Raw genomic sequence first — 23,454 nt, 5'->3', positions numbered from 1 at the left:
TGACAACCATGTGGATCGTCTCGGCTGTGGACAACCGGCGGCCGGAAGTTCCGGGGCGGGGGCACCGTCGGGGCATGACACAGCACGACCGTGAATCCAGCGGCAGCGAACCGACCGCTCCCTCCCGGCAGACCGCTCCCTCCGCACAGCCGAGCGTTTCCCTGCGGAGCCCTTCCGAACTCGCCGAAGCGCTTCCCTACCTCCTCGGCTTCTACCCGGACGACTCCCTCATCGTCGTCGCCCTCCATGGCGAGCGGGGGCGGTTCGGCGGGCGCCTCAGGGTCGGCATCCCCGATGCCGACAGCGGTTGGGCCGCTTTCGCCGCCCAGCTCGCCGAATGCCTCGACTCCAGCTCACGGGCACGGGGCGCCCGTCCCGACGGAGCTCTGCTGTTCCTGTGCCAGGAACCGGGTGCAGAGCGCACCGGAAGGGAGGTCATGGAGCGGCTGCGCCCCCTCGTGCAGCACCTGCGGCGCGCCTGCGGTGAACTCGAGATGCCCGTGTACGAGGCGTTGTGCCTCTCGGCGGGGAGGTATTTCTCCTATTGCTGTCCCGACTCGGACTGCTGCCCGCCCGACGGCGTCCCCATGGAGCATTCCGGCACCTCGGCCATGGCGGCCGCAGCCGCGTACGCCGGAATGCCGATGCACGGCTCACTCCGGGACATGGAGAGGCGACTGGCACCGCTGGGACCGCCGTTCGCCCAGGAGCAGATCCGTGTCCTGGACGGCACCGATGCCGAACTCACCGTGCGGATGCTCTCCGAGGAGGGACGTCAGCAGGTGCGTGCAGAGACACTGGCGCTCCTCGCACGGCTCCTGGAGCGCTTCCAGCGGCGGTTGCCCGATGCCTCGACACAGACACCCGCGCAGGACGCGCAGGACGACGGGCTGCTCGGCCACGAGGAGTGTGCCTCGGTGATCCTCGCCATCCAGGACCGGGAGACCCGCGACCAGGTCGCCGCGTCGATGGACGGTGCGGAATCCGCCCACGCGCTTCGGCTCTGGCGGGCGCTTGCCCGGCGTTGCGCGGGGCCCTACAGCGGACACGGGGTACCACTGATCGCGCTGGCCGGATGGGTCGCCTGGGAGGCCGGAGACATTCCGACGGCCCGCGTCGCTCTGGGCCTGGCTCTGCGGACCGATCCTGACTACCTCTTCGCCCAGCTGCTTCACCATGCCTGCAACGAGGGGCTCGATCCTGAGCTGGTGCGGCGCTGCCTCAGGAACGGAGGAGAGACGGAACACGGGGAGGACGAGGACGGACCGCCCGCCGGAGAGGCGGACGGTGCCATCCGCTGAGCGGCAATTCCTTCCGACCCGCGAGAGGCGGAGGAGGTGCGGGTGCCGCTGCCTCGGAAGGGACTGTTTATCGTCAAGGAGACGACTATGATCACGCCATGCCCTACGACCCGTCGGCCTTCCCGCCCTTTGCTGTCACCGTCGACCTTGTGGTGCTCACCGTCCGCAAGGACGCGCTGTACGCACTTGTCGTGCGCCGCGGGGAGCCTCCCTATCAGGGCAGGTGGGCGCTGCCCGGTGGGTTCGTGCGGGACGACGAGGACTTGGAGTCCGCTGCGGGGCGAGAGCTCACCGAGGAGACCGGTCTGCGTTCGCAGGCGCTCGAGGACCAGGACGCGGGCGCGCATCTCGAACAGCTCGCCACCTACGGCGCGCCGCAGCGGGATCCCAGGATGCGGGTGGTCAGTGTCGCGTACCTCGTCCTCGCGCCGGACCTTCCCTCGCCCATCGCAGGCGGAGATGCGCGCAGCGCCCGATGGGCGGCGACGGACGCGCTCCTCGAAGCGGCGGACGAGGCCGGCCGGCAAGCGGAAGAACAGCAGGTACCACTCTCCTTCGACCACGGTGAGATCCTGCGGGACGGGGTGGAGAGAGCCCGATCCAAGATCGAGTACTCCTCGCTCGCCACCGCCTTCTGCCCGGCTGAGTTCACGGTGGGGGAGCTGCGACGGGTCTACGAAGCCGTCTGGGGCGTGGCGCTCGACCCCCGGAACTTCCATCGCAAGGTGACGGGCACCCCCGGCTTCCTGGTGCCGACCGGTGGAACGACGACCCGGCAAGGAGGGCGACCGGCCCAACTGTTCCGCGCCGGAGGGGCGACGCTGCTCAACCCGCCGATGCTGCGACCGGAGGTCTGAGGCCGAACGCTCTGCCGTGGCCTCGCTTCCGGACGGAAGTGAGCCGAGCGGCTACCCGGAAAGTCGGAAATATCGCGTTATCGTGCAGAGGTGCGTCTGCCACGCGTTCTGCGGGAGAAGCGATGATTCAGGCCATCGGACTCACCAGCACGGTCCGGCGCAAGGGCCCGCCGGATGTCGACGACCTCACCTTCGAGGCGCGCCCCGGTGAGGTCACTGTGCTGCTGGGCCCGGCTGGTTCGGGCAAGAGCGAGGCGCTGCGGCTGTTGCTGCAACTCGTTCCGGGACGGGGTGTGGCCCTCTTCCGCGGGCGGCCGGTGCAGCGGATCCCGCACCCGGCCCGGGAGATCGGCGTCCTGCTCGGTGATGTCCCCGCTCACCCGGCCCGCACTGCTCGGGGGCAGCTCCGGATGCTCACCGCGGTGGCGGGAGTACCGCTCGACAGGGCCGACGAGGTGCTGGATCTGGTCGGGCTCAGCGGGCTGGCCGATCAGCGGCTCGGCGACTTCTCGCTGGGTATGGACCGCAGGCTCGGGATGGCGGCGGCGCTCCTGGGCGACCCCCACACACTCGTCCTGGACGAACCGACGCGGGGGCTTTCACCACGGGAAGCCAGCTGGCTGAACGGGCTGCTGCGCGGATATGCGCGGCAGGGCGGACTGGTACTGACCACCTCGCGCGACCCCAGGGATACCGCGCGGACGGCGGACCGGGTGGTCTCCGTCGACCGGGGCCGCCTCGTGGCCGACCAGACAGCGGCCGACTTCTCACGAACCCGGCTCCGCCCGCGGGTTGCGGTCAGGACGCCGCACGCGGAGCGGTTCGCCGCGGTGCTGTCCCAGGAGGCACGCAGCGGAGAGCGGTCCGGTGGCGGGCGCGGAGCGATGGAGGTGGTGTGCGAGAGCGGCAGCCGGGTTTCGGTCTACGGGAGCGATTGCGCCGCGGTGGGGGAGTCCGCCTACCGGCACGGCATCCTCGTGCATCTGCTGGCGGACGAGGTCGGGGACGTCGGAGACCGTTCCGGGCCAGGGCCGCTGAACAGAGCGGACGGACGAGCTTCGCGGACGGAACCGGAGAGTCCGGGGTCAGGCGCTGAGGCCGGAGAGAAGGAGGCGGACGGGGCAGGCGCGGGGGCCTGCCGTGTGGATCACGGCGACCGGTCGGCGGCTGAGGAGGCTGTTGCACAGGAAGAGGAGGAGGCGGCCGGGACTGCCGGGCACGCCTGCGTTCCCGCGCCCGGCAGCTACAAGCCGGGCGGCTCCGCACCGGGGAGCGACGGTGCGGCCGTGGAAGGGGAATCGCATGCCGGTCCGCGGGCGGGTGTCGGGTCCGGCCCGCAGACCGGCGGCAGGCGGGAGGCGGAGGCGGCAGAGAACGCCTCCGAAGCGGGTCCGGCCGGGCCGGGGCGGACCGCGACGGAGCAGGCTCCGTCGGCCGAGCACACCGCGGTCCAGGAAGAAGCTCTGGTTCCGGCGGGGCACGAAGACACGGAGGCGGTCGCGGGTCCCGGCAGCGATCGGAGCCGGCGGGTGCACCGGGGCTCCGGCCTTCCGCACTCAGGCCTCTCGCCGTTCGGCACGGATCAGATGCCGGATCCGTCTCCGGACTCCGGCTCGGCGCCGGCCTCGACCTCGGCTCCGGAGGCGGGGCGGACCTCGGCGACGGAGGGACCGGCCCGGACGGAGTCGCGCGCCCCCGCGCAGGGCACCGATTCCGCAGCGCCCCGGGAGCGGATTGCCGCAGCGGTCCGGGGCCGGCGGCCGAACACGGCCGCGAGTCAGTTCTCGGCCTCGGAAGGGGCGGATCGGGTCTCGGCTTCCGCCACGGATCCGCCGCCCGGGAACACGTCAGCGGCGGGGATCGGGCGACGCACTCCGGCAAGCGGCTTCTCCGGTCCGGCCGGCCCCTCCAGTCCCCACGGCTCGTCCAGCTCGGCGCAAACGGTCGCCGGCGGCGGAGCGGCGCTCCCGCTGTCGGCTGTGGTGCGCAGACCGGGGCCGGTGGCGCCGCTCCGGTACGAAGTGATGCGGCTGTTCGGTGTACGTACGCCGTGGGTGCTGATTCTCGTGGCGCTGGTGGCGGGACTGGGCATCTCCGCGGTGACGGCGGGGACGGAGGGAGTTCCGGCTGTCCCGGCGACGGGCACCGCGTCCGGGCTGAAGTTGCTGACGGGGTGGCCTCCTGGGTCGCCGTTCCTGGTGCCGCCGGCTGCTGTCGTCGCAGGGCTGCTGGGAGCCCTGGCGTTCGGCCAGGAGTTCCGCTACCCGGCGCTGGTTCCGGCGCATGTCCCGGTGCCGCGCAGGCTCGGTCTGCTGGTGGCCAAGCTCGGAGTGACGGGGGGTACGGCGGTTGGCCTGTGTCTGGCGACCGTGCTCTGCAACGCGCTGGCACTGAGCCTGCTCTACGGTCCGGACAGACTGGCCGCGGCCTTTCCTGCTCGCACCTTCGACGGCGCGGACCTCGCCGGTCTTTCCGTTCCGGGTGGTGCCGGGGCCGGGGAGCCGGTCCCCTCGCTGGGGGTGCAGGCCCTGGCCCTGCTCGCACTCTGCGTCGGTTGCGCCTGGGCAGGGCTGCTGGCTGCCGGAGTCTTCCGGTCGACTGTGCTGGGTGTGGCTGCTGTTGCGGCGGTGCCGACCGTGGTGGCGCCGCTGGTCGGGAGCGCCGCAGCCGGCCCCGGGGGCGCGTCGTTCGAGGGACTTTCGGACCGGCTGCGTTCGACGATGCTCCTTCCCTGGTCCTCGGCGGCGGAGCAGTCGGGCGCCGTGGCCATGGGGATCGCGGCACAACCGGTCGGCCGGGCCCTCGCGTTGTCCGTCACGGTGCTGTTCGGCCTGTACGCCCTCACCGCCCTGCGCGGCCGACCGCGGCAGCGGTAGTCCCGAGCGCGACGGCCGTGCGGGGAGGCGGGGTTGGCGTGCTCGCCGCCGGAAACTTGCCCGTTCCGGCCGGTGTTCGTTCGTCAAGAGGGCCAATCCGGCACCGACAGCCCGCGGATGGCTCTGACCACCAATGATGTGGTCCGTTCTTTCCGATAAGGCGTCAATTGCATGGCAGCCAACGATCACCCTTTCGTGTGCTTTTCACCAAAACCCTCAAGATGGCGCTGACCTCGGCCGACACAAGTGGTCGTGACTACCCTTGCGCACTCCATGATGACCGCGGCTCGCCCCGTCGACACCGGCCTCGCAGGACCGGGCGAGCTGGACCGCTACGCATACGCCGAGTCGACGGGAACGGCACGCACGACAACCAACGCCTCGGCGTGGGAGGGTTCCGAGGCAGACATGAACCGAGTGGGCCGACGTGCGTCCGGTAGCCGAGGCAGGGGCCTGCACGGCCAACTCGTCCAGCAGCTGGGCCAGATGATCGTCTCCGGGGACCTGGGAGCGGACCGTCCGCTCGTCCCCGAGGAGATCGGCCAGCGGTTCGAGGTCTCGCGTACGGTCGTGCGCGAATCCTTGCGCGTCCTCGAGGCCAAGGGCCTGGTGAGCGCGCGCCCCAACGTCGGCACCCGGGTCCGGCCCGTCAGCGACTGGAACCTGCTCGACCCCGACATCATCGAGTGGCGGGCCTTCGGCCCCCAGCGGGATGGCCAGCGGCGCGAGCTGTGCGAGCTGCGCTGGGCCATCGAGCCCCTCGCGGCCCGGCTCGCGGCCGGGGAGAGCCACGACGACGTCCACCAGCGCCTGGGTGACATGGTGGAGATCATGGGCCACGCGCACACGCAGGGCGACACCCTCACCTTCTCCCGCGCCGACGCGGAGTTCCACGGACTCATCCTCCAGGCGGCAGGCAACCGGATGCTGGAGCACCTCTCCGGCATCGTCTCCTCCGCGTTGCAGGTCTCGGGCGGCCCGACCGCCTGCTGCGACCACCCCACCGAGGACACCGTCACCCACCACCGTCGGGTCGTCGACGCGCTCGTCTCGGGTGAGTCCGCTGTCGCCGAGTCCGCCATGCGCCAGGTACTGGGCGGGGGCGGCGAGTCGGTGCCCGCCGCGCAGCCGGCGCAGGGGGCGCCCGCTCAGGCCGCCTCCGGCCAGTCCGCGCAGCCGGCGCAGGCCGCTCAGCAGGGGACCCACGGGGTGCCTGCCGGGGCGGGTCAGCCGGGTCAGCCGGGCGGCCCCGGTGCCCCCGGCGGGGCGGACCATGTGGTGCCCGCCCCTCGCGAGCACTGACCGGTGCGGGCGCGCTCGGGGCCGACCACCCGGTGTCGAGCCCCCCAGCGCCCGTCCGGTGCTCCGCACCGCCCCGTATCGCCCGCGTGGCTCGCGCTTCGCCCCGTTGACGCGACCGGTTCGGAGCGGCCGGCAGGTCGGGAGCTGCCGCAGCACACGGACGAGGCTGCCGATCCCGGTCCGCCGCCCCGCCGCGTCCGATCGGGTCGCACCTGCCTCGGCAGGCCGCTCGTTCCGGGACACGTGCATCCGCCCCGCGCCCCCGACGCGGTCTCCCGGCTCAGGCACGGCGGTGTCTCTCGCCAGCTCGGGCTCGTTCCTCCTGCGGCTCCGGCCGTATGGCGCTCCTCCGTCGTGCAGCGGGCCCCCGGCCCGTGCCCGGTACCTCCGGCCGTGGAACGCCGGTCCGGGCCGACTGCGCGTGGTCCCGGGGCGGCGCGCTTCCGTGCAGGTCCGTCCGGATGCCGGTGCGGAGCCTGGTGCCTGGGCCGCCAGGTGGATCCGGCGCCTGGGCTGCCTCGTGGATCCGGTCGGGGCGTTCCGTCCGGCTGTGTCCGCGCTCGGGCACGGCCGGTCGCCGTCGCCGGTCCGGACGACCGTGCGCCGAGGTCCGGCGGGCCGAAACGCGCCCGGGAATCCGTCGTTCCGCGAGCGGAAGGGGCATGCGCACACCGCGGGTCCGAGCGGGTCCCGCCCCGATTCCCGGCCGATCCGGTCCGACGCAGCCGGTCGGGTCCCCTCCGGTTCGGTCCGCTCCGCTCCGATTCGGTTCGGCTGGACGGCCCCGACCGGCCGGGGCGCGGATCGTGGATCGGCCGGAGGCGTGTCCTGTTCCGAGGCCGGTCGCAGGGTGGGGGCGAGGCGGGAGCAAGACTCTTGGTCCATCGGGCCCTCGGGCGTCTTCGGTGCCCGCCTCCGGGACGTGCTCAGCCGGGACTGCTGGAATGTGCCGCCCGGGGTCGTTCCCGGGCGCGGCGCCGAGCCGCGGAACGGTTGGTGCCGGAACGAGCGCCGACATCCACGTCCGGAGATCCGGAGTGGATCAGGTGCCGGATTCGTGACCGTCCCTGTGCGCGGGCCCGTTCGGGATCCGTTCCCTGCCCAGCCGTTGCCCGTCCGCCGTCCGTCCGCGGCCCCAGGGCGGCAGTCGCACCGTCCCGCACGGGGTTCGGCGGCGCGTCGGGTAACCTTTTCATCCAGATGTTCACACGTATGGGATGTATGTGGTGTGACTCGGGCCACGTGAATTGGGCGTAACGCTTCCCGTTCCCCTGCGATGACTCAAGAGGTGACAGCGGAGGAGGGAATACGGGCGCTCCGTCCGGGGCTCTTGTTCGTGCCCGATGTTTCTCCACTGCTCCGCCCGCGCCGTCGGTTCATCCCCGCCGGCGGCCCGCCGTTTCCATCGTTCCGAGAGGTTGTTCGTGTCGGCCAGCACATCCCGTACTCTCCCCGCGGAGATCGCCGAATCCGAGTCCGTGATGGCGCTCATCGAGCGAGGGAAGGCTGAGGGGCAGATCGCCGGCGACGACGTGCGCCGGGCCTTCGAGGCTGACCAGATTCCGCCAACCCAGTGGAAGAACGTCCTGCGCAGCCTCAACCAGATCCTCGACGAGGAGGGTGTGACGCTGATGGTGAGTGCAGCCGAGGCGCCCAAGCGCACCCGAAAGAGCGTCGCAGCGAAGACCCAGCCCAAGCGCACCGCCACCAAGACGGTCGCTGCCAAGCCCGCTCCGGCCAAGAAGGCCGCTCCGGCGAGCGCGGCTCCCGTCGCCCCGGCTGCTGCCTCGGCTCCCGTCGCGGCTGCCGCGCCGGAGCAGGGAGCCGCCGGGGAGGAGATCGCGCCGAAGCCCGCGAAGAAGGCCGCCGCGAAGAAGACCGCTGCGAAGAAGACCGCGGCCAAGAAGGCGGCCGCGCCCAAGAAGACCGCAGCCAAGAAGTCCGACGTCGTCGACGAACTCCTGGAAGGCGACGAGGAGCTGGTGGAGGACATCGCTCCCAAGCCCGCTGGCAAGCCGGGGCCCGAGGACGGTCCTGCCGCCGAGATCAAGAACGAGAACGAAGGCTTCGTCATCTCCGACGATGACGAGGACGACGCGCCGGCCCAGCAGGTCGCCGCCGCGGGCGCCACGGCCGACCCGGTCAAGGACTACCTCAAGCAGATCGGCAAGGTGCCGCTCCTCAACGCGGAGCAGGAGGTCGAACTCGCCAAGCGGATCGAGGCCGGTCTCTTCGCGGAGGACAAGCTGGCCGTCGAGGAGAAGCTGGCCCCCAAGCTCCAGCGGGAGCTGGAGATCATCGCCGAGGACGGGCGCCGCGCCAAGAACCACCTGCTGGAGGCCAACCTCCGTCTGGTGGTCTCGCTGGCCAAGCGCTACACGGGCCGCGGAATGCTGTTCCTGGATCTGATCCAGGAGGGCAATCTGGGTCTCATCCGTGCGGTCGAGAAGTTCGACTACACGAAGGGCTACAAGTTCTCGACGTACGCGACGTGGTGGATCCGCCAGGCCATCACCCGCGCCATGGCCGACCAGGCCCGCACCATCCGGATCCCGGTGCACATGGTCGAGGTCATCAACAAGCTCGCCCGTGTGCAGCGCCAGATGCTCCAGGACCTGGGCCGTGAGCCCACCCCGGAGGAGCTGGCCAAGGAACTGGACATGACGCCCGAGAAGGTCGTCGAGGTCCAGAAGTACGGCCGGGAGCCGATCTCCCTGCACACCCCGCTGGGCGAGGACGGGGACAGCGAGTTCGGCGATCTGATCGAGGATTCCGAGGCGGTCGTCCCGGCGGACGCGGTCAGCTTCACGCTTCTGCAGGAGCAGCTGCACTCCGTGCTCGACACGCTCAGCGAGCGCGAGGCGGGCGTCGTCTCGATGCGTTTCGGTCTGACCGACGGCCAGCCCAAGACGCTCGACGAGATCGGCAAGGTCTACGGCGTCACGCGTGAGCGTATCCGGCAGATCGAGTCCAAGACGATGTCCAAGCTGCGTCACCCCTCCAGGTCCCAGGTGCTGCGCGACTACCTGGACTGACGGGCTGCTGGATCGGCGGCGCTGGACCGGCAGCACCGAGGCCGGTGAATCCGAATCGAGGGTTCACCGGCCTCCGTGCTGCCGGTCCCGGTCCCCGGGACTCCGGCGCCCCGGCAGGCGGGCGGTGTCCGCCGCGCCGGTGTCGGCGTACTGGCAGTGCCCTGGCTGCGGGCAGCGCGGAACCGACGGGGAAGAACCGACAGCGTCGGCTCGGTGTCCGTCGAGCCCGGCCTCCGTATTCGCTCATCTGTGGGAACGTCCGGCGCTCGTCCCGAGCCTCCCGGGATGCGACTCGCGTGGACCCGGAACACCCTGGGTAGCCAGAGTGTTCCGTACGGTCAGGAGGCCGGTCTCATGCGATCGATGCGCTGTAAGCGAACAGGAGTCCGCCGCGTCCCGGGCCGCCCCGGGAATCGCCCCCTCGTCGTGGGAGCGGCGTTCATAGCGGCGCTGCTCGCTCCGGTGGCCCCGCAATCCGTCGCGCAGTCCCCCACCCACGACTCGAGCCCCGGCAAGGTCGTCATCGGGGGCTCCCCGGTGAGTGCCGAGGCCCACCCCTGGGTGGTTGCGCTCTCCAGTCGGACGCGGTTCGGACCGCGGCGCTCGGGCCAGTTCTGCGGGGGTGCCCTGGTCGGGCCGCGTACGGCGGTCACGGCGGCGCACTGCCTCAGCCGCGAGGTGCTGGGGGCCGACTCCTCGCAGGTCGACGACCTGCGGGTGATCACGGGGCGCGGGGATCTGACGAGCACGGCCGGCAAGGAGATCGCGGTCGAGTCCTCGAAGGTCAACCCGGACTACGCCCCGGCGTCCAACAGGGGCGACGTCGCGGTGCTGCACCTGGCGTCCTCCGTGCCGCAGGATTCCGTCCTCCCGTTGGCCCAGGAAGGTGATTCCGGCTACCGGGCCGGCACACCGGCCTCGGTCTACGGCTGGGGTGACACCACGGGCCGCGCGGATTATGCGACCACGCTGCACGCCGCGCGGGTGAACGTGCTGCCGGACGCGGACTGCCGACGTGCCTATCCCGGTTCCCTGGACGGAACCTACGACCCGGCGACCATGATGTGTGCCGGGTTGAAGCAGGGCGGCAAGGACGCCTGCCAGGGGGACAGCGGGGGTCCGCTGGTCGCCCGGGGCAAACTCGTGGGGCTTGTCTCGTGGGGGATCGGCTGCGGTCAGGCGGGGCGTCCCGGTGTCTATACGCGGATCTCCGCAGTTCAATCCTTCATCGGCGACCAGAGCGGCGCTCCGGCCCCAGCTGGGAGCTGAGGGGGCCGCGAGGCGCATTCCGGGGGTGGTGCGCTCGGGGGCTGGCAGTCCGTGACCGGGGCGGGTGACGGGGCGCGAGGCCGTGAGCGCGTGGCGCCCGGCCGGGCAGCGCTCTCGTCACCCGTCCGGACGAGAGGCCCACGGTATGTCGTTGACCGGAGGGATCCGGACAGGAGCCATGCGGCGCCGAAAGGCGTCATGCGCCGGTGGGCCGGCACCCCGCTCGGCACCGGAAGGGCCGGAAATGACGAGGGCGGACGGTCCTCCCGGGTCGGGAGGACCGTCCGCCGGATCCGGCCTGCGCCGGGGAAGCTCGTCGGACGTGGACGCGAAGCGTCGTTTCGGACGCGGACGCTGAGGGTCGGTTCAGCAGCTCAGCGTTCGTCTTCGCCTGCGGTGGCGGGAGTCGCGGTGAGCTTCTCCGTCTCGTCCTGTATCTCCGCGGCGATCTTCTTGAGCTCCGGCTCGAACTTGCGGCCATGGTGGGCGCAGAACAGCAGCTCTCCGCCGCTCACAAGGACAACGCGCAGGTACGCCTGGGCGTTGCACCGGTCACAGCGGTCGGCTGCCGTCAGCGGAGTCGCGGGGGTCAGAACTGTAGTCACGTCGCCTCTTCTCTAGCTCGACGAGCTGTCGTACCAGGGTCAACATCCAACCAGGCCGAAAACGTTCCCGCACTGGCCTTCATTCCCGAACTTTTTTGGCCGGGAGGCCGGATTGTTGCCGGGTGGCGGCGAATGGGCCGTATTGCAGGGGTTGGGGGCTTTCCGTCGGTGGTCCGTCGATGTGTTCGGTCTGTCGTTCGGTCTGTGACGGTGGGTGGTGGCCGACTCTGCCAGTGGCGCTGGCAGGTCTGTTTCGTGGCGTTGTGTCGTCCTCCGACTCCGAGCCGTTCAACCCGGCGTTGTGGAGGACGTGCCCGGAGCCTAAATGGTTCATGCCTCGATGGGAACGTGATGTGTACGGCACCCGGGCTCTTATCGAACAGGATATCGAACGTGGGATAGCATGGCAGTTCTCCTGTTCCGTCCGCTGGGTCGCACGCCACGTGCCCTCTTGGGCCTCGGTACCCTCTGACGCGGCAACCCAGCCGTCTCATGCAGAATTCAGCGAGGAGCGAACCGCGTGACCGCCGATATGTCCGTGCCGTCCACCGCACTGCTGACCGGGGCAGACCGCGAGGGCGGTTCCAATTACACAGCGCGGCATCTGCTCGTCCTGGAGGGACTCGAAGCCGTCCGCAAGCGGCCCGGCATGTACATCGGCTCGACCGACAGCCGCGGCCTGATGCACTGCCTCTGGGAGATCATCGACAACTCGGTCGACGAAGCTCTGGGCGGCTACTGCGACCGCATCGGGGTCACCCTGCACGACGACGGCTCGGTCGAGGTCAGCGACAACGGCCGGGGCATCCCGGTGGACGTGGAGCCCAAGACCGGGCTCTCGGGCGTCGAGGTGGTGATGACCAAGCTGCATGCCGGCGGCAAGTTCGGCGGCGGTGCCTATGCGGCCTCCGGGGGTCTGCACGGCGTGGGCGCCTCGGTCGTCAACGCGCTCTCCTCCCGGCTGGACGTCGAGGTCGACCTCCACGGCAGGACCCACAGCATCAGCTTCCGCCGCGGTGTGCCCGGCATCTTCACCGAGTCCGGGCCCGATGCGCCGTTCGACCCCTCCAGCGGGCTGCTCAAGGGCAAGAAGATCCCCAAGAACCGCACCGGGACCCGGGTGCGCTACTGGGGCGACCGGCAGATCTTCCTCAAGGACGCCAAGCTGTCGCTGGAGACGCTGCACGCGCGGGCCCGGCAGACTGCCTTCCTGGTGCCCGGACTGACGATCGTGGTGCGGGACGAGCGCCGCCTGGAGGACGAAGGCGTCGCGGAGGAGACGTTCCGCTACGACGGCGGCATCAGCGAGTTCTGCGAGTACCTCGCACCGGACCGAGCGGTCTGCGACGGGCTGCGGCTGCAGGGGAAGGGCACTTTCAAGGAGACGGTGCCGGTGCTGGACGACCGCGGGCACATGATCCCCACCGAGGTGCAGCGCGAGCTGGGTGTCGACATCGCGCTGCGCTGGGGGACGGGGTACGACACGACGCTCAAGTCGTTCGTCAACATCATCGCCACCCCCAAGGGCGGTACCCATGTCTCCGGGTTCGAGCGTTCGGTCACCAAGACGGTCAACGAGGCGCTGCGTACGCACCGGTTGCTCAAGGTCGCCGACGACGACGTCGTCAAGGACGACGCGTTGGAGGGGCTGACCGCCGTGGTGACGGTCCGGCTGGCGGAGCCCCAGTTCGAGGGGCAGACCAAGGAGGTGCTGGGTACCTCGGCCGCCTCGCGGATCGTCACCCAGGTCGTGGCCAAGGAGTTGAAGGCGTTCCTGACCTCCTCCAAGCGGGATGCCAAGGCCCAGGCCCGGGCGGTGCTGGAGAAGATCGCCGCCGCGGCCCGCACCCGGGTCGCCGCGCGGCAGCACAAGGAGGCGCAGCGCAGGAAGACCGCGCTGGAGTCCTCCGCGCTGCCGGCCAAGCTGGCCGACTGCCGCGCGGACGACATCGACCGCACCGAGCTGTTCATCGTCGAGGGCGACTCGGCGCTGGGCACCGCCAAGGTGGCGCGCAACTCCGAGTTCCAGGCGCTGCTGCCCATCCGCGGCAAAATCCTCAACGTGCAGAAGTCGTCGGTCTCCGATATGCTCAAGAACGCCGAGTGCTCCTCGATCATCCAGGTGATAGGAGCCGGGTCCGGACGGACTTTCGACATCGACCAGGCCCGCTACGGCAAGGTCATCTTCCTGGCCGACGCGGATGTGGACGGTGCCCATATCCGCTGCCTGCTGCTGACTCTCTTCCAGCGCTACATGCGGCCGATGGTGGAGGAGGGCAGGGTCTTCTCCGCGGTGCCGCCGCTGCATCGCATCGAGCTGATCAACCCGAAGAAGGGGCAGGACAAATACCTGTACACCTATTCGGACAACGAGCTGCGCCAGACGCTGCTGGAGCTGGAGAGCAGGAAGGTCCGCTACAAGGAGTCCATCCAGCGCTACAAGGGCCTGGGCGAGATGGATGCCGACCAGCTCGCGGAGACCACCATGGACCCGCGTCACCGCACCCTGCGACGGATCAACATCAGCGACCTGGAAGCAGCCGAGGAGGCGTTCTCCCTGCTGATGGGCAGTGAGGTGGCCCCGCGCCGGGAGTTCATCAGCTCCTCCGCCTCCACACTGGACCGCTCCCGCATCGACGTCTGACCGGCGGAACACCGGTCGGCACCGGTGGCACACCGGCCCGCGGCGCCCCACCCCTGCACTCCAGAACCAGGTTTCACCTGAAGGAGTGAAGGGGTGGGTTTGCGCTGAAGGTGATCTTCGGGATGCGCGCATTCTGGGGCATGCGCATCGACGATCCCTGGTACGACGCCCTCGCCACGGGCGGCGCCGAGGTCCACAGCACTCCTGTCGGCACCCCGCCCCGGCGGACCGGTCCACCGCCTCCCCGGCGGGAGCCGGTGCCGTCCGCCGAGCACGGCGTCTATCCCACCGTGCAGCGCAGCGCCGCCTTCCAGCAGGTACGTCGCCGCTACCGGCGCTTCGCACTGCCCGTCAGCGCGGCGTTCCTGCTCTGGTACCTCGGCTACGTGATGCTCGCCGTCTGCGCACCAGGTCTGATGGCGAGACCCGTGGCCGGTGTGCTGAACGTGGGAATGGCCGCCGGCCTCGCACAGTTCGCGACCACATTCCTGCTGACCTGGCTCTACGTCCGCCATGCCCGGCTGCGCAGGGACCGGCTCGCGCTCGAACTGCGCTGGGAGACCCAGGACATGGCCCGCGGCGCGGTCGCGGCGGCCGGGCCCGGCGGCGCCGCGTCCGGGACGGTCGGGGAGGCCGCGAGATGAGCGGCCATCATCAGCCCCTGACGCTGCTGCTGTTCAGCGCCGTGGTGGCCGCCACCCTGGCCATCACGAGCTGGGCCGGGAGCAGGCGGCGCGGCTCGGCGGAGGAGTTCTACGCCGGAGGCCGGCTCTTCACTCCCCTGGAGAACGGTTTCGCCCTCGCGGGCGACTACATGTCCGCCGCCTCCTTCCTCGGGATAGCCGGACTGATCGCGCTCTACGGCTACGACGGGATGCTGTACTCCGTCGGCTTCCTGGTGGCCTGGCTGCTCGTGCTGCTGCTCGTCGCGGAACTGGTACGCAACTGCGGCCGCTTCACCCTCGCCGACGTGGTCGCCGTACGGATGCGCGAACGGCCCGTGCGGATCGCGCTGGGGTGCTCCTCGGTGGTGGTCTCGGTGCTGTACCTGGTGGCGCAGATGGTGGGCGCGGGCAGCCTGGTGGCGCTCCTGCTGGGCGGGCACGGAGCGGCCGCGCACACCTGGACGGTGCTGGGTGTGGGCGCGCTCATGGTCTTCTACGTCATCTGCGGCGGGATGCGGGCGACGACCTGGATCCAGATCGTCAAGGCGGTGCTGCTGATGGGCGGTGCGCTCGCGCTCAGCATCCTGGTGCTGCTGCGCTTCGGTGGTGACCTGGCCCAGCTGCTGACCAGCGCGGCCGGACGCAGCGGCCACGGCGCGGACTTCCTCGCACCCGGTCTGCGCTACGGCGGAGCCGGGTGGGCCTCCCGGCTCGACTTCATCAGCCTCGGCCTGGCCCTCGTGCTGGGCACGGCCGGACTCCCGCACATCCTGGCCCGCTTCTACACCGTGCCCACCGCGCGAGCGGCCCGCCGGTCGGTGGTGTGGGCGATCGGGCTCATCGGGAGCTTCTATCTGATGACGATCGTCCTCGGCACCGGCGCGGCTGCGCTGGTGGGCTCGGATGCCGTGCGCCGGTCGAGCCCCGCGGGCAACACGGCCGTCCCGCTGCTCTCGGCCGAGCTGGGCGGCGGCGCGGACTCCACCGGGGGAGCCGCACTGACGGCCCTGGTCGCCGCCGTCGCCTTCGCCACGATTCTGGCCGTGGTCGCGGGGATCACCCTGGCCGCCTCGGCCGCCGCGGCGCACGACCTGTACGCGTCGTTCGCCCGGCCCGGTACCGCCGCCCAGCGGGATGACCCCGCTGGGACCCCATACGCCCCGCGGCAGCGTGGCGGTGGCCGGAAGCGGCAGCGTGGTGACGGCAACCGGGCGGACGAGGTTTTCGTCGCCCGCGTCGCCGCCGTGGTCGTCGGTGCGGTCGCCATCGGGCTGAGCCTGCTCGCGCAGGAGCTGAACGTGGCGTTCCTGGTGGGGCTCGCCTTCGCCGTCGCGGCCTCGGCCAACCTGCCTGTCCTGCTGTTCGCCCTCTTCTGGCGGCGGTTCACCACCCGCGGTGCCGTCTGGTCGGTCTACGGCGGGCTGCTGCCCGCGGTAGTCCTGGTGGTGTTCTCACCGGTCGTCTCGGGCAGCCCGCAGGCACTCTTCCCCGGCCGGGACTTCGCCTGTTTCCCGTTGGAGAACCCCGGCCTGGTCTCCATCCCGTTGGGCTTCCTCGCGGGCTGGCTGGGCACCCTGCTCTCCCGCGGCGACGCGGACCCCGCACGGTATGCCGAGTCCGAGGTGCGTTCCCTCACGGGAGCGGGCGCGGTGTGATCCTCCCGTCCCCGCCCGGTCGGGGGCGTCGCGCCGGGTGCGGCTGCCTCATCCCGCGGGCGGCTCGCCCCGGTGCGGTCCGCGGCCGGCCGCGGACACCCGCGGGTGCAGGGCCTCCGGAAGGACGACGGTGAACTCGGCACCGCCGCCCGGGCCCTCGCCCACCCGGGCACTGCCGCCGTGCCGCTCGGCGAGCCGCCGGACGAGCGCGAGTCCGAGGCCCCGGCGGCCGTGCGCGGGCGGCTCCTTGGTGGACCAGCCCTCGGTGAAGACGGCCTCACGGTGTTCCGCGGGGATGCCGGGGCCGCTGTCGGCCACCCGCAGCGTGAGGCCCGTCCCACGCGGCCCCTCGTCGGGGGACAGCCCCACCGTCACGCGGCCGCCGGGCGGGCCGGAGGCCGCGTCCAGGGCGTTGTCGACCAGGTTGCCCAGGACCGTGGCCAGCTCCGGTGGGTCCACCAGCCGGTCGGGCAGCAGTGCGCCCGGCGCGATGCGCAGGGAGAGCGAGCGCTCCGCGGCCACCGTGGCCTTGCCGACGAGCAGTGCGGCGAGCATCGGGTCGCGGATGTGTCCGGAGATCTCCTCGGCCGTCGCCCGGTGCACACCGACGGCATCGCTCAGATAGTCCACCGCGTCCTCGACGAGGCCCAGTTGCAGCAGTCCGAGCAGGATGTGCATCCGGTTGGCGTGCTCGTGGTCCTGTGCGCGCAGCGCGTCGATCAGTCCCTGCGAGCCGTCCAGTTCCCGGCCGAGGAGTTCCAGTTCGGTCCGGTCGCGCAGGGTGGCGACGGCGCCGCCGTCGTCGGTCGGCATCCGGTTGGCGACCAGCACCCGGCCGCCGCTGACGGTCAGCAGATCCGGCCCCGGCACCTCCCCGGCCAGCACCCTGGCCGTGCGACCGGGGCCCAGGGCCTCGTGCGGAGACATCCCCAGATGCTGCCGGCCCAGGTCGAGCAGCCGCTGCGCCTCGTCGTTGACCAGCCGCAGCCGTCCGGCCGCGTCCAGCGCGACCACACCCTCCCGGATGCCGTGCAGGACGGCTTCCCGCTCGGCCAGCAGCGCCGTGATGTCGGAGAACGCCACGTCGTGGGTGCGCTTCTGCAGTCTGCGGAAGACGAGCAGCGCGGCGAGCGCGCCCACCCCCAGCGCCCCGCCCGCGTAGGCGAGCAGACCGGGCAGGGCGCGGGTGAAGCGGTCGCGCACGCTGTCGTAGGCGATGCCGACCGAGACGGCTCCGACGACGTGTCCCTCGGCGTTCCGCAGCGGCACCTTGCCCCGGGCCGATCTGCCGAGCGTGCCCTCGTCGATGTGGTGCACCTCCCGGCCCGCCAGCGCGGGGCCGGGATCGGTGGAGACCCGGTGGCCGATACGGTCCGGCTCCGGGTGCGACCAGCGGATGCCCCGGGTGTCGAGTACGACGATGTAGCTGGCACCGGTCGCCTGCCGGACGCGTTCGGCGACGCGCTGGACCGGGCCGTCCGGCCGCGGGCCCGCGGCGTCGGTCAGCAGGTCGTCCAGCCCCGGCTCCGCCGCCGTCGCCTGGGCGATGGCCAGTGCGCGGCGCGACGCCTGGTCGTCGAGCTGGTCGCTGAACGGCGCCAGGAACAGCCCGGTCGCCACGGCCGTCACTCCGGTGACCACCGCCAGCTGCATGAGCAGCACCTGGGACGAGACGCGCCGGGGCCAGCCGGGCGTGCGCAGCGGGCGCGGACGTCCCGGCGGGCGCGGACCGGGCGGGTCCGAGGCGGAGGCGGTGCGGGGCGGGGACGTGCCGGTGGGAGTCACGGGGCAACCTCATGGCGGGCGGGGACGGGCTGCGGGTCCCCCGGACGGAGGACGTCCCGGACGGTACCGACCCGTGCCGACGGCCGCACCGCAGCGGACGCTCCCGGCCCGGATGCGTCCGGCCGGGACCGGACCGGGTGCCCTCTGTGCGGAAGCCCTCTCCACCGGGAAGCCCTCCCCGCCGGACGTACCCGTACCGGAGCTGTAGCGGACGGCGACCGTCCGGGCCTCGCCCGTCCCTGCCGTTCGGCTGCCGGCTTCAGGCGGGATGCGGGGTGGGCAGTTCCTGGAACCGGACCACGTCCATGCGCACCGGTGCCGCCGGCGCGGCACCGCAGCTCGCCGGAAGCGGCGGACCCCCGGAGCGCTCGCTCAGGGCCACGCTCCAGCGGCGCCCGTCGACGTGTGTGACGGTCACCTGCCAGCGCCGCTCCTCGCGGCCGTGCCGCGCGGGCTCCTGGCGCACCGCGGACACCGTCAGCGTGTGCGCGGCCGCTTCGCCGGTGCGCTCACGTACCGCCAGGTCCGCCGTCTGTCCCGGACGGTCCCAGGCCGACCGGCCGCGGCAGCCGTCCGTCAGCACGAGGCCGTCCCGGGCGGCGTCCACCACGCCCTTCACCGCCGTCGCGGTGAGTCGCCCGTACGCGTAGCCGTGGGGCAGCACCAGCAGGGTGGGGGCGAACCGGTGGCCGCCGATATGGGTGATCTCCCAGACGTCCGCTCCGCCGGACGCCACCAGTTCGGCCGCCAGCGGCCTCCCGAGCACGGCGCAGCAGCGGTCGCGCCTGCCGTTGGTGCACACCAGGGCGAGGGGATCGCCCTCGTACGGCTCCCAGCCGGGGCCCGGAAGCGCGGTGTTCCGCGGCGCGGATCGCGCATCCGGGGGAGCGGCGTCCAGCGCCGCGAAGTCCAGTTCGCGCAGCGCCCCCAGGCCGTCGCCCCGGAGCGTCGTCGTACGGATCCACGAGTCGCCGGGGACCGTGCGGGCGAGGAACACCCGGTGCAGCGCGGCGCCGGCGCTCTCGGCGTGCCGTCCCGGGCGGCGGATCAGGGCGACCCGGCCGCCGTGCGCGCTTGCCGCCGCGTCGAGCGCCTGCCCGAGGTCCGGGTCCAGGCGGCTCTGGGTCAGTGCCTTCCTGCCCCAGGGGCCCGGCTGCTCGATCAGCAGCCAGGTGCGGGCTGTCGCCGCCGTGCCCGCGAGAGGTTCGGCCAGGTCCCGAGAAGCGGTCGCGCACGTGCTCACGCAGGCGAGCCTAACCTGGGGTGCGGCGCGGTGCGCGGGCGCGCTCCCGCGTGCTCGGACGCTGCACGCCCGCCCTCGTTGCGGACCCTCCGTCCGACTCGCTCCCGCCCGCGCTTCGGACGGAGAGTCTGGGATGCCCTGCGCGGAGCACCGCCGAGTCCTCTTCGGTACGATCGGCACGCGTTCCGCGGCCGCCGGAAGGGAGCCGCGGAGCCGCCGGAGCGGTACGAGGCAGGAGGTTCGTCAGGCGTGCGCGGCACGGAGACCGGATCGCGACGGGGCGCGGTGGGCGGCCGGATCCCGGTCGTGGTGCTGGCCGGGTTCCTCGGTTCGGGGAAGACCACACTGCTGAACCATCTGCTGCGCACCGCCAGAGGCACCCGCATCGGCGCGATCGTGAACGATTTCGGAAGCATCGAGATCGACGCCATGGCTGTCTCCGGTCAGGTGGACGCGATGGTGTCCCTCGGGAACGGCTGCCTGTGCTGCGCGGTGGACACCAGCGACATGGACGAGGTCCTCGACGTGCTCGCGCGGCCCGCGGCCGGGATGGACGTCATCGTGATCGAGGCCAGCGGGGTGGCCGAACCGGAGACGCTGATCCGGATGGTGCTGGCCAGCTCCAGCCCGCACATCGTCTACGGCGGTCTCGTGGAGGTCGTCGACGCGGCGGAGTTCGAGTCCGTCCGGGCCCGCCATCCCGAACTGGAGCGCCACGCCGCTGCGGCGGATCTGCTCGTCCTCAACAAGGCCGACCGGGTGACCGACGACCAGCGCGAGGCTCTCCGCACGCAGTTGCGCCGCCTCAGCCCCGGCACGCCGGTCGTGCCCGCCTCCTTCGGCCGCGTCGATCCGGCGCTGCTGTTCGACCGGGTGCGGCGGGAACGGCCGCCGGTCGAACAGCTCTCGTTCGACTCGCTGCTGTACGGCACCGATGACGACGACGGGTGCTCCGGGGAGGGGCACTCCGATGCCGGACACGGACCCGCGCTTCCCGCCGCGGGCGGCCCGTGCGCGGCCGGTGGCGGTCATCAGGGCCATCTGCACGACCTCTACGAGTCGGTGGAGTTCGCCTCGGAGCGGGCGCTGGATCCGCGCCGCTTCCTGGAGTTCCTGGACACCAGGCCCGCCGGTCTGTACCGGATCAAGGGCTATGTGGACTTCGGTGCGGCGGACCCCGGCCACCACTACGAGGTGCACGCGGTGGGCGGCTTCCTCCGCTTCGCACCCGAGCGCAGGCCGCGGCCCGGGCACCGCGGGACGGAACTGGTGCTGATCGGCTCCGGTGTGGACGGCGCGGCGCTGCTCCGCGGTCTCCACGCCTGCACCGCCGGTCCCGAAGCCCCGGATGAACAGGCCCTGTGGGGAGTGCTCCGCTTCGTCGACCGCGCCCCGGAGGACGACGGCGGGTACGAAGCCGACGAGCGCCCGTACGCCGAGCCCGATCCGTACGACGAGTCCGACCCGTACGGCCCGTACGGTGAGTCCGAGTCCGACCCGGACGACGAGCCCGGCGCCGTCCAGGAGTTCGCCGGGTAGCCGGTGTCCCGGCGGACACCAGCCGCAAACTGCCTGACCAGGCACGAGCGGCTCTACCTGGGGCCGACCGCCGCTGGCCCTGCCCCCGCATCCCGGCGGACACCGCCGACCGATGGAGTACGGGGACACGGCGAAGGGCTTCGCTGATCTCACCGGCCCCCGGACGAACGAGGCCGTGCGGCCGGAAGCCCGACCCCGGCGGCCCTCGGTTTCTTCCCGGGGCCGGCAGGGCCGAATGACGGCCGGTTGGTGCGGTCAGGCGCCGCTGGTGCCGGTCGGTGCCGCCTCGCCGAGCATGGCCAGGGTCAGCACGTTGCCGGAGATGCCCCAGCCGCCGTCGGCGACCTCTTCGACCAGCACCATGGTGTTGTTGCGGGCGCGCTCGCCGTACAGCTCGACGTACAGCTCGGTGGTACGGGTGACGATCTCCTCCTTCTGCTGCGGGGTGAGGGTCTTCTCGGGGACCTTGAAGTTCGCGAAAGGCATGGCTGGTCGTTCCTTTTCTCAGTGCGGCGTCAGAGGGAGCTGCCTGCGGTGAGCAGGCTTTCCAGCCCGATGCGGCGGAAGAAGTCATCGGCGCGGTCGGCGGCCGCGGAGACGACTTCGCTGCCGTCCCGGCTGGGGTCTGTGCGGGTGTGCGAGGGCCGGGTGCCCAGCTCAGACGATGCCGCCGTTGGCGCGGACGACCTGTCCGTTGATCCAGTGGCCGGCCGGTGCGGCCAGGAACGCCACGACCTCGGCGATGTCGGCCGGGGTACCGAGGCGCTCCAGCGGAGGCTGGGCTGCCAGGCGGGCGACGGTCTCCTCGTCCTTCCCGTCCAGGAACAGGTCGGTGGCCGTGGGTCCGGGCGCGACGGCGTTGGCGGTGATGTCCCGGCCCCGCAGCTCCCGGGCCAGGATCAGTGTCAGCGCCTCGACCGCGCCCTTGCCGGCCGCGTACGCGCCGTAGCCCGGGAAGGCGAGCCCCACCACGGACGTGGAGAACGTCACGATCGCGCCGCCGGAGCGCACCCGGCGGGCGGCCTGCTGGACGACGACGAACGTGCCGCGGATGGTGGTGCGGTGCAGGTCGTCCAGGTCGGCCAGGTCCAGCTCGACGATTGGTGCCAGGTGCATCCGCCCGGCCGCGTGCACGACGACGTCGACCCCGCCGAACTCCGCTTCGGCCGTGTCGAACAGGGCCGCGACCGCGTGTTCGTCGGCGACGTCGGCGCGTACCGCCATCGCCCGGCCACCACCGGTGACGGCCTCCTGCACGGCTGCCTCGGCCTCGTCCCGGTTGCCGGCGTAGCCGACCACGACGGCGTATCCGTCGGCGGCCAGCCGGCCGACGGTCCGGCGGCCGATGCCGCGGGAGCCCCCGGTGACGATCGCGACACGGGGCGAGGCGGCGGGCCGGGCCGAGGCAGCGGTCCCGTCGAGGGCAGTGGGGGCAGGCATGGCTGACTCCTGTGGTGGATGGGGATGGGGCCGCGGCCTTGCCGTTGCCCTGCTGGGTCCTCTCCACGATCGGCCGGTCGCCCCGCCCTGGCCAGGGCTGCGTCTACCCAGGGGATGCCACCCCCTGGCTGCGTTCCGGCGGACGAGTGACCATGGTGGGGTGAACCTTCCAGAACTCGGCGCCTTCCTCAGGACCCGCCGCGACCGCATCCGTCCCGCCGAGGTCGGTCTCCCCCAGGGCCCTCGGCGGCGCGTCCCCGGGCTGCGCCGCGAGGAAGTCGCCCAGCTGGCGGGACTGTCGGCCGACTACTACACCGAGCTGGAACGCGGCAGCACGAAGAACAGGGCGCAGCCGTCGGCCCAGACCCTGGCCGCCCTCGCCCGAGCCCTGCGCCTGAACGGCGACGAGCGCGATCATCTGTTCCACCTGGCCGAACGGCCGGTCCCGCCGTCCGCACACGGACCATCGGCACATGTGCAGCCCGCGCTCCTCGGACTCCTGGACCGGTTGTCCAACACTCCCGCGCGCGTCATCACCGACCTGCACGAAACTCTCGTGGAGAACGACCTGGCCTCGGCCCTGCTCGGCGCGTCCCCGGCACACCGCGGTGCGACGAGCTTCGTGTACCGCTGGTTCACCGACCCGCAGGCACGCGAGATCTACCCGCCCGAGGACCACCCGCAGCACTCCCGGGCGTTCGTGGCCGACCTCCAGGCAGCAGCCGCCCGGCGTGGCCGGGACCCGCAGGTCACGAAGATGGTCGCCGTGCTCCGCCGCCGCAGCCAGGAGTTCGCGGCCCTCTGGGACACTCACGACGTCGCGGTGCGCCGCATGGATCACAAGAGGATCGTCCACCCCATGCTCGGCGTCATCGAACTCGACTGCTACAACCTCCTCAGCGAGGACGGACGCCAACGCCTGCTGTGGTTCACCGCTCCGCCCGGAAGCCGGGGAGCCGAGCAGCTGGAACTGCTGTCCGTCGTGGGAAACCAGGAGCTGGGCGTCACGGACGGCAGGGCACCGGAGGGGCTGTCCCCGGCGGAATCCGGATCGCAGCGCTGACCCGCCTCGCAGCGGGAAGACCGCCCTCCCGGACCGGCCCGTGGAGCGGAACGAGGAGGGCGCACGCCGGAGTACGGACGGTGCAGACGGATCCGCGAGCGGGCCGGTGAAGGTGCGCCCCGGCCGTGGAAGAGCGCGGGGCCGGAGCCGGTGGCTGCGCCACTCTTCTCCGGCC

General features: G+C 72.0%; 16 protein-coding genes. 11 read left to right on the top strand and 5 right to left on the bottom strand.

Translation table 11 applies throughout. The features are described from left to right. Positions 1 to 74: 74 nt before the first annotated feature. The 6 genes from ACFYMO_RS27530 (at position 75) to ACFYMO_RS27505 (ending at position 10,640) form a co-directional block, all read left to right on the top strand. Entirely contained in the window at positions 75 to 1,301 is a 1,227-nt protein-coding gene (locus ACFYMO_RS27530) for a DUF4192 domain-containing protein (RefSeq protein WP_366773694.1), read from the top strand. A 98-nt stretch (positions 1,302 to 1,399) separates the two neighbouring features. Continuing rightward, positions 1,400 to 2,158: an NUDIX domain-containing protein gene (locus ACFYMO_RS27525; RefSeq protein WP_388549707.1), complete on the top strand. Its 759-nt coding sequence runs from the start codon at positions 1,400 to 1,402 to the stop codon at positions 2,156 to 2,158. Positions 2,159 to 2,280: 122 nt separating this feature from the next. Further along, positions 2,281 to 5,034 (top strand): ATP-binding cassette domain-containing protein, encoded by a 2,754-nt coding sequence (locus ACFYMO_RS27520; RefSeq protein ID WP_388549704.1) that lies wholly within the window; start codon positions 2,281 to 2,283, stop codon positions 5,032 to 5,034. A gap of 273 nt (positions 5,035 to 5,307) precedes the next feature. Continuing rightward, positions 5,308 to 6,336, top strand: a complete 1,029-nt coding sequence (locus tag ACFYMO_RS27515) for a FadR/GntR family transcriptional regulator (protein WP_366773742.1) — start codon at positions 5,308 to 5,310, stop codon at positions 6,334 to 6,336. Between the two features lie 1,424 nt (positions 6,337 to 7,760). Continuing rightward, a complete protein-coding gene (locus tag ACFYMO_RS27510; protein ID WP_366773697.1) occupies positions 7,761 to 9,371 on the top strand; it encodes an RNA polymerase sigma factor in 1,611 nt (536 codons plus the stop codon). 426 nt (positions 9,372 to 9,797) lie between these two features. Beyond that, a complete protein-coding gene (locus ACFYMO_RS27505; RefSeq protein ID WP_366773698.1) occupies positions 9,798 to 10,640 on the top strand; it encodes a serine protease in 843 nt (280 codons plus the stop codon). A 374-nt stretch (positions 10,641 to 11,014) separates the two neighbouring features. On the opposite strand, the gene ACFYMO_RS27500 is transcribed toward ACFYMO_RS27505, so the two are convergent. Then, complete coding sequence (locus ACFYMO_RS27500) at positions 11,015 to 11,245, bottom strand: hypothetical protein (RefSeq protein WP_075003361.1); 231 nt, start codon at positions 11,243 to 11,245, stop codon at positions 11,015 to 11,017. A 520-nt stretch (positions 11,246 to 11,765) separates the two neighbouring features. Here ACFYMO_RS27500 and ACFYMO_RS27495 point away from each other — a divergent pair. From ACFYMO_RS27495 to ACFYMO_RS27485, 3 genes are all read left to right on the top strand, one after another. Then, positions 11,766 to 13,889 carry a DNA topoisomerase IV subunit B gene (locus tag ACFYMO_RS27495; protein ID WP_366773699.1) on the top strand — a complete coding sequence of 708 codons (2,124 nt, stop codon included), beginning with the start codon at positions 11,766 to 11,768 and terminating at the stop codon, positions 13,887 to 13,889. A gap of 122 nt (positions 13,890 to 14,011) precedes the next feature. Next, complete coding sequence (locus ACFYMO_RS27490; protein WP_366773700.1) at positions 14,012 to 14,533, top strand: DUF485 domain-containing protein; 522 nt, start codon at positions 14,012 to 14,014, stop codon at positions 14,531 to 14,533. Then, a complete protein-coding gene (locus tag ACFYMO_RS27485) occupies positions 14,530 to 16,209 on the top strand; it encodes a cation acetate symporter (RefSeq protein ID WP_366773701.1) in 1,680 nt (559 codons plus the stop codon). Before ACFYMO_RS27490 ends, ACFYMO_RS27485 begins: the two co-directional genes overlap by 4 nt. A 48-nt stretch (positions 16,210 to 16,257) precedes the next feature. Here the strand turns inward: ACFYMO_RS27485 and ACFYMO_RS27480 are convergent, their stop codons facing one another. Together ACFYMO_RS27480 and ACFYMO_RS27475 are read right to left on the bottom strand one after the other, a co-directional pair. Beyond that, positions 16,258 to 17,994, bottom strand: a complete 1,737-nt coding sequence (locus tag ACFYMO_RS27480) for an ATP-binding protein (RefSeq protein ID WP_388549699.1) — start codon at positions 17,992 to 17,994, stop codon at positions 16,258 to 16,260. A gap of 259 nt (positions 17,995 to 18,253) precedes the next feature. Continuing rightward, complete coding sequence (locus ACFYMO_RS27475; protein WP_388549697.1) at positions 18,254 to 19,237, bottom strand: sucrase ferredoxin; 984 nt, start codon at positions 19,235 to 19,237, stop codon at positions 18,254 to 18,256. A gap of 249 nt (positions 19,238 to 19,486) precedes the next feature. Between ACFYMO_RS27475 and ACFYMO_RS27470 the strand changes: the two genes are divergently transcribed. Then, the gene (locus ACFYMO_RS27470) at positions 19,487 to 20,776 is read left to right on the top strand and encodes a CobW family GTP-binding protein (protein ID WP_388549694.1); all 1,290 of its coding nucleotides are present in this window, start codon (positions 19,487 to 19,489) and stop codon (positions 20,774 to 20,776) included. A 255-nt stretch (positions 20,777 to 21,031) separates the two neighbouring features. Here the strand turns inward: ACFYMO_RS27470 and ACFYMO_RS27465 are convergent, their stop codons facing one another. Together ACFYMO_RS27465 and ACFYMO_RS27460 are read right to left on the bottom strand one after the other, a co-directional pair. Next, complete coding sequence (locus ACFYMO_RS27465) at positions 21,032 to 21,262, bottom strand: 4-oxalocrotonate tautomerase family protein (protein ID WP_366773704.1); 231 nt, start codon at positions 21,260 to 21,262, stop codon at positions 21,032 to 21,034. A gap of 171 nt (positions 21,263 to 21,433) precedes the next feature. Beyond that, the gene (locus ACFYMO_RS27460; RefSeq protein WP_366773705.1) at positions 21,434 to 22,216 is read right to left on the bottom strand and encodes an SDR family oxidoreductase; all 783 of its coding nucleotides are present in this window, start codon (positions 22,214 to 22,216) and stop codon (positions 21,434 to 21,436) included. Positions 22,217 to 22,376: 160 nt separating this feature from the next. Between ACFYMO_RS27460 and ACFYMO_RS27455 the strand changes: the two genes are divergently transcribed. After that, complete coding sequence (locus tag ACFYMO_RS27455; RefSeq protein ID WP_366773706.1) at positions 22,377 to 23,279, top strand: helix-turn-helix transcriptional regulator; 903 nt, start codon at positions 22,377 to 22,379, stop codon at positions 23,277 to 23,279. The last annotated feature ends 175 nt before the right edge of the window (positions 23,280 to 23,454 follow it).

The organism is Streptomyces sp. NPDC007025, from assembly GCF_042869455.1.
Taxonomy (GTDB): Bacteria; Actinomycetota; Actinomycetes; order Streptomycetales; family Streptomycetaceae; genus Streptomyces.
Note: the sequence above shows the minus strand (reverse complement) of the source record. Positions and strands in the feature narration are given on the sequence as shown.